We start from the raw sequence: 7,105 nt of genomic DNA, 5'->3' as shown, positions 1-7,105 counted from the left end.
GCGATATCAAGGCCGATGGTGGCAATCTCTGGCATGATGAGTGGCTCCTCTCCGGTTCTTGGACATGCCTATTCTGGCACGTCTGACGCTGGTGGAGGGCGCCATCCACGACATCACGTTAACTGAAATCGAGCGCAGTGAGGCAACCGCGGTCACCTGACGGGTTCACGCTGCAACGCAGGCTGCAGACTTCCATTCCGCCATGGCGGCGAGACGATGCAGATGGGTGGCAAGAGCAGAGCGGCAGGAGCGGGGTGGAACGAAAAGGTTGCGGGCCGCTGAGAAGATCGTAGCGAACCGCTGCAGGCCTCCTGGCGATCGAAAGCCCTGCATCGCTCGCTCGCGCCGACGCAGCGGTAGGTGCGAATTCTCCGCGCGGTTGTTAAGTCCCTTGTGCGAGCGGTGTTCGGTAGCTGGCATGACTTGGCGCCGCGCGGCCGCGTAGGAGCCGAGCTTATCCGTGATCAGCCGCCGGGGTGGGCAGCCCTGCTTCCTCAACAGACGCTTCAACAAGCGCTTGGCCGCCTTGGTGTCGCGTCGACTCTGGACGATCTCATCAAGCACATAGCCGTCCTGATCAACCGCCCGCCAGAGCCAGTGTTTCTGGCCAGAGATCGTGATCACAACCTCATCCAAGTGCCAAATGTCGCGGCGGCTTGGCGTCTTGCGCCTGAGACGGCGCGCGTACGCGGGCCCGAACTTCAAGGCCCAGCGCCGGACCGTCTCGTAGGAAACGAGAATGCCGCGCTCCAGCAACATCTCCTCGACCAGCCGCAGGCTCAAAGGAAACCGGAAGTACAACCACACCGCATGGGCAATGATCTCAGGCGGAAAGCGATGGCGTTTGTAGCTGACGGGCTGGCTCATGCCAGACCATCTACCCCGCTCGATCTCATGTCCGGGTTAACGTGACAACGCCCCGCAGGGTGCGGCTGGGCGGGGGGCTTGCGACCGACAGCCCTTGCCATCGTTCCCAGGATGTTGTGAGCGGGATCCTTGCCGTGAGGACGAACCAATTGGGTCTTCCGCCATGCCTCCGGATCCTCGTGCTCCACCATGAACCAGTCGACCCGGTCCATGACCCACGTGGCTCCTCGCAGCGGTTGTTGAGATACCGGCTCTGCCGATGCTCGACGCCCGGGAGGATGTCGCGTTTGGCCGCGTCATAAGACCCGAGTTTGTCGGTCACGATCGCTGAGAATGGATTCATTTCGCTTCCCGAACTTGCAAGCTCGTGCGACAGGCATTGATCCAGCATGCTCGGCGGGAACGCGCTCATTCCGCATCGCAACAGGCAAAGTTGTCGCTCTAGCGCCGTCTGGGTATCATGGGAAAACGAACGTTCGCGGATGAAGATTCTAGCCCGATCGGTGTTAAGGCGAGCCCGGGCTGACAATGGAGACCTGCCATTGAGCATGTCTTTCCGATTCGGCGCCGAGGAGGAGAGCAGCTTCCAGTTCCTGTGGGAAGATGGTGAACGTTCCTTCTACCGAGGGTGGCGCCTGGACGACGACGGCCAGCGCAAGGCTGTGCTGGCCGTCTGGCCCACCGCCGAGCACCCAGCCCCCGCTAGCCTCCATCGCCTCGTGCACGAATATGGTCTGAAGGACGAGCTGGACAGTGCATGGGCCGTGCGGCCGCTGGAGCTTGGGCGTGAAGGCGGCCGGACCGTACTGGTGCTCGAGGACCCCAGCGGCGAGCCGCTCGACAGGCTGCTCGGTGTCCCCGTGGAGGTGGAGCGCTTCTTGCGCCTCGGCATTGGTATCGCCACGGCCTTGGGCCGAGTCCACCAGCGTGGACTGATCCACAAGGACCTCAAGCCGGCCAACATCCTGGTCATCGGCGCTGAAGGGCAGGTGCGGCTCACCGGCTTCGGTCTCGCCTCGCGGCTGCAACGCGAGCGCCAAGCCCTGGTCCCGCCCGAGGAGATCGCCGGAACGCTCGCCTACATGGCGCCGGAGCAGACCGGGCGCATGAACCGCTCCGTCGACTCCCGCAGCGACCTCTACGCGCTCGGCGCCACGCTCTACCAGATGCTCACCGGTGTTCTGCCATTCACGGCGACCGATCCGATGGAGTGGGTGTATTGCCATATCGCGCGGCAGCCAATTCCACCCGCCGAGCGCCGGAAGGACGTGCCAGCGACAATCTCTGCTATCGTCATGAAGCTGCTCGCCAAGTCCGCCGAGGAACGGTACCAAACCGCGCATGGTCTCGAGAGAGACCTCCGGTGCTGCCTAGCCGAGTGGATGGCTCAGCGTCGTATTGACGCCTTTCCACTCGGCGCCCACGACACACCCGACCGGCTCCTCATCCCCGAGAAGCTGTATGGGCGAGGGCCCGAAATCAACACCTTGCTCACCGCCTTCGACCGCGTTGTCACGAGCGGCGTGCCGGAGCTGGTTCTGGTCTCCGGCTATTCCGGCATCGGCAAGTCTTCCGTCGTCCATGAACTCCACAAAGTGCTGGTGCCCCCGCGCGGTCTGTTCGCGTCCGGCAAGTTCGACCAATTTAAGCGCGACATCCCATATTCGACACTCGCACAGGCTTTTCGGGGCCCGATCCGCGGTCTTCTCGCGAAGAGTGACGCCGAGCTAGCGCCCTGGCGCGACGCCCTGCTGGAGGCTCTCGGCCCTAACGGCCAGCTCATGGTCGACCTCGTTCCCGACCTGAAAGTCATCGTCGGAGAACAGCTGCCGGTCCAAGAACTGCCGCCGCAGCAGTCGCAGAGGCGGTTCCAGTTGGTCTTCCGGCGGTTCCTCGGCGTCTTTGCCCGGCCGGAGCATCCGCTGGCGCTGTTTCTCGACGATCTGCAATGGGTCGATGCCGGCACCCTCGATCTGCTTGAGGATTGGTTGACGCAGCCGGACGTGCAGCACCTGTTGCTGATTGGCGCCTATCGGGACAACGAGATCGATGCCACGCATCCGCTCCGGCGCAAGCTCGAATCGGTTCGGAAAGCGGGAGCATCGGTGCAGGAGATCGTGCTGGCGCCGCTCGGGCTCGGCGCTGTGGGTCGGCTCATCGCCGACGCCCTGCACAGCGAGCGGGAGCGCGCCGAGCCTCTAGCCCAGCTTGTCCACGAGAAGACTGCCGGCAACCCGTTTTTCACGATCCAGTTCCTCACCGCGCTTGCCGAGGAGGGCCTGCTCGCCTTTGATCATGGCCAGATGCGCTGGTCGTGGGACCTTGATCAGCTCAAGGCCAAGGGCTTCACCGACAATGTCGTGGACCTCATGCTTGGCAAGCTGACCCGCCTGCCCGAAGCGACCCAGATGGCACTGCGACAGCTCGCCTGCCTGGGCAATGGCGCGGCGATCGCCACCCTGAGCATGGTCAATGGCACGAGCAGGGCTGCGCTCGACGCAGCTCTCAAGGAGGCGGTGCGAGCCGGGCTGATGTTCCGGCGGGAAGGGACCTACCGGTTCCTGCACGATCGCGTGCAGGAGGCGGCCTATGCGCTTATCCCCGAAGGCGAGCGGTCCGCCGAGCACCTGCGGATTGGCCGGCGGCTCGTTGCGCGCACGCCGCCGGAAGCGATCGAGGAGCGTGTCTTTGAGATTGTGAGCCAGCTTAACCGCGGCGCTACCCTGATCACCACGGCTGGGGAGCGGGAGCGGCTCGCCGAGCTCAACCTGCTCGCGGGCCGGCGCGCCAGGGCCTCGACCGCCTATGCCTCGGCTCTGACCTATCTCATTGCCGGACTGGCGCTGTTGCCGGAGGACGCGTGGGAGTGCCGACCCGAGCTCGCCTTTGCGCTCGAGCTGCACCGGGCCGAATGCGAGTTCCTCACGGGCTTGCCGATGGAAGCAGAGGCGCACCTTGCCGGCTTGGCAAGCCGCACTACCAGCCTCCCGAACCTGGCTACCGTCACCCGGCTGTGGGTGGACCTCCTCATGACTCTCGGTCGAAGTGACAGCGCTGTCGCGGTCGGCCTCGACTACCTATATCGCGTCGGTATCGCTTGGTCGGCGCATCCGACGCGAGAGGAAGTCCAGCAGGAATACGCGCGGATACGGCGGCAGCTCGGGGACCGCCCAATCGAGATGCTGCTCGACCTGCCGCGCATGACAGATCCGATCGCGTGCGGGACGATGGAGGTCCTCACCGCGCTCGTGACGCCGGCCTTGTTCACCGACGAGAACCTGCGCTGCCTTATCATCGGCCGCATGGGGAACCTCAGCTTGGAGCACGGCAATAGCGACGCGTCGTGCTATGCCTACACCGCGATAGGCACCGTGCTGGGGCCATACTTCGGCGACTATAAGGCGGGTCTCCGCTTCGGCCAGCTCGGACTTGACTTGGTGGAGCAGCCTGGAATGGGCCGCCTGAAGGCCCGCGTCTACTTGGCTTTCGGAAACCTCGCCAATCCCTCGATACGGCATCCTCGAATGGTCCGCCCGCCCGCGCGGCACGCCTTCGACGCGGCGCAGCAGGCCGGAGACCTCACCTACGCGGCCTTCAGCTGCAACGGCCTGATCACGCAGCTCCTCGCCAGCGGCGATCCACTCGCCGAGGTGGAGCGCGAGGCCGAGGTCGGGCTCGACTTCGCGCGCCAGGCACAGTTTGGTCTCGTTGTCGACCTCATCACTGCGCAGCTCCAGTTGATCCGGACGCTTCGCGGTCTCACGCCGGCCTTTGGCCGCTTCGATGACGTTCAGTGCGACGAGGAGCGGTTCGAGCGTCATCTAGAGGCGGATTCACGCCTGGCGATCGCCGCCTGTTTGTACTGGATCCGCAAGCTTCAGGCCCGCGTGCTCGCCGATGACCACGCCGGCGCTGTCGCGGCGGCGGCGAATGCAGAACGCCTCCTCTGGATGTCGCCCTCCATCTTCGAGCGGGCGGAGTACCACTTCTACGCTGCGCTGGCGCTGGCCTCGCTCTGCGGCGCGGCATCTGCCGCGGAGAGTAATCAGGATCGACAGGCCTTGGCGGGCCACCACCGCCAGCTCCGGGAGTGGGCGGAGAACTGCCCGGAGAACTTCGAGAGCCGCGCCGCGCTGGTTGGCGCGGAGATTGCGTGCATCGAAGGCCGCGATGTCGACGCGATGCGCCTCTACGAGCAGGCCATCCGCGCGGCTCGCACCAGCGGCCTCGTCCACAACGAGGCGATTGCCAATGAGCGCGCTTCCGCCTTCTACCGGGCACGCGGGTTTGACCAGATTGCCGCCCTCTACCTGCGGAATGCCCGTCACTGCTACCTGCGCTGGGGAGCCGATGGCAAGGTGCGGCAACTCGATGAAATTTATCCGCACCTGCGGGAGGACGGGCCAGTGCCCAGCCCGACGAGGACGATTGGGGCGCCGGTGGAGTACCTCGACCTTTCGACCGTGATCACTGTGTCTCAGGCCGTCTCCGGCGAGATTGTGCTGGAGAAGCTGCTCGAGACGCTCATGCGCACCGCGCTCGCCCAGGCGGGGGCGGAGCGCGGCCTGTTGATCCTGCCGCGTGGGGCCGAACCGCGGATCGCGGCGGAGGCCATAACCTGCGGCGATACGATTGTTGTGCATCTGCGTGACCAGCCGGTGATTCCGACCGCATTGCCGGAATCAGTTCTCCATTATGTTCTGCGGACCCGGGAGAACGTGGTTCTCGACGATGCTTCAGCGCCGAACCCGTTTGCTACGGATCCTTACATCCCGCAGCACCACGCCCGATCGGTTCTGTGCCTCCCATTGCTGAATCAGGCCAAGCTCCTCGGGGTGCTCTACCTCGAGAACAACTTGGCCCCTCGCGTCTTCTCGCCGGCCCGGATGGCAGTGTTGAAGCTGCTCGCCTCGCAGGCGGCGATCTCGCTCGAAAATGGCCGTTTGTACCGTGATCTCACCGAACGCGAAGCCAGGATCCGGCGGCTGGTCGAGGCCAACATCATCGGGATCTTCCTCTGGAATTTTGATGGCCGGATCCTTGAGGCCAATGACGCCTTTCTCCGGATCGTGGACTACGGGCGCGAGGAACTCGTGGCCGGCCGCTTGCGCTGGACCGACCTGACGCCGCCGGAATACCAGCCCGCCGACCAGGGAGCGGTCGAAGAAATCAGGCAGACCGGAAGCTGTAGGCCCTATGAAAAGGAATTCCTCCGCAAGGACGGCAGCCGCGTGCCCGTGCTGCTCGGGAGGACGACCTTCGAGGAGAGCAGGACCCAGGGTGTCGCCTTTGTGCTCGACCTGACAGAGCACAAGCGCATGGAGGCCGAGGCGCGCGAGAGCGAGCGGCGGTTGCGCGAGACGCAGATGGAGTTCGCGCACGCCAACCGCGTCACAACCATGGGCCAACTGACCGCCTCCATCGCCCACGAGGTCAATCAGCCCATTGCCGCGGCGGTCACCAATGCCCAGGCCGGCTTGCGCTGGCTGGCTCGCGAACCACCCGACATGGCGGAGGTCCGCCAATCCCTCGGCCGCATCGTCGAGAGCGCAGGACGGGCCGGCGAGGTCATCGGCCGGATCAAGGCCCTGGTTAAGAAGGCGCCTGCCCTCAAGGGTCGGCTGGACGTCAATGAAGCCGTGCGGGACGTCGTCAGCCTGACCCGCAGCGAAGCGCTGAAGCAGGGCGTCTCGTTGCAGACGGATCTCGCACCGGGCTTGCCATCCGTGGCTGGCGACCGCGTCCAACTGCAGCAGGTTGTCCTCAATCTGATCATGAACGCAATCGAGGCGATGAGCGGCCTGGACGCCGGACCGCGGGAGGTGGTGGTCCGCACGGAGATGGTTGCTTTGGGCGGAGTGGTGGTCGCCGTGCGGGATTCGGGCCCAGGCTTGGACGCGGAGAGTCTGGAGCGTGTCTTCGCGCCCTTCTACACGACCAAATCCAGCGGCATGGGCATGGGCTTGGCGATCTGCCACTCGATCATCGAGGCGCACGGCGGGCGATTGTGGGCCGAGGCTAACGAACCGCGAGGGGCCGTATTTCAGTTCACCCTGCCTTCAGAGGGACAGGACCATCCCCAGTGACAGCAACTCGCTGAGACCCTGTAAACCTGGGATGATCCGGCAAAGGCTTTGGATCCCGAGCGCACCGATCGATAGACGAAGATCGGTTCGAGAACGGAGTCTGGCGGGCACGGTCGTTTACGCTATAATTCCTTACGGCTGTGAGGATTTTG

Annotated in this window: 2 protein-coding genes and 1 pseudogene; 1 reads left to right on the top strand and 2 read right to left on the bottom strand. The window is 64.6% G+C overall.

Annotated elements, in window-relative coordinates:
- Positions 1-165 precede the first annotated feature (165 nt).
- Together ACS5Q1_RS32770 and ACS5Q1_RS32765 are read right to left on the bottom strand one after the other, a co-directional pair.
- Positions 166-867: an IS6 family transposase gene (locus ACS5Q1_RS32770; protein WP_473102134.1), complete on the bottom strand. Its 702-nt coding sequence runs from the start codon at positions 865-867 to the stop codon at positions 166-168.
- A gap of 226 nt (positions 868-1,093) precedes the next feature.
- Positions 1,094-1,192, bottom strand: a pseudogene (locus tag ACS5Q1_RS32765) (IS6 family transposase); the annotation flags it as partial.
- Positions 1,193-1,415: 223 nt separating this feature from the next.
- Between ACS5Q1_RS32765 and ACS5Q1_RS32760 the strand changes: the two are divergent.
- Positions 1,416-6,953 (top strand): trifunctional serine/threonine-protein kinase/ATP-binding protein/sensor histidine kinase, encoded by a 5,538-nt coding sequence (locus tag ACS5Q1_RS32760; protein ID WP_473102133.1) that lies wholly within the window; start codon positions 1,416-1,418, stop codon positions 6,951-6,953.
- Positions 6,954-7,105: the final 152 nt, after the last annotated feature.

The sequence above is a fragment of the Microvirga sp. GN3 genome (genome assembly GCF_055792825.1).
This window is presented reverse-complemented; position numbering and strand designations above follow the sequence as displayed.

Bases quoted from the DNA above. Each gene is read 5' to 3' on its own strand.
- ACS5Q1_RS32760 (WP_473102133.1), top strand. From the start codon at position 1,416: ATGTCTTTCCGATTCGGCGCCGAGGAGGAGAGCAGCTTCCAGTTCCTG.
- ACS5Q1_RS32770 (WP_473102134.1), bottom strand. From the start codon at position 867: ATGAGCCAGCCCGTCAGCTACAAACGCCATCGCTTTCCGCCTGAGATC.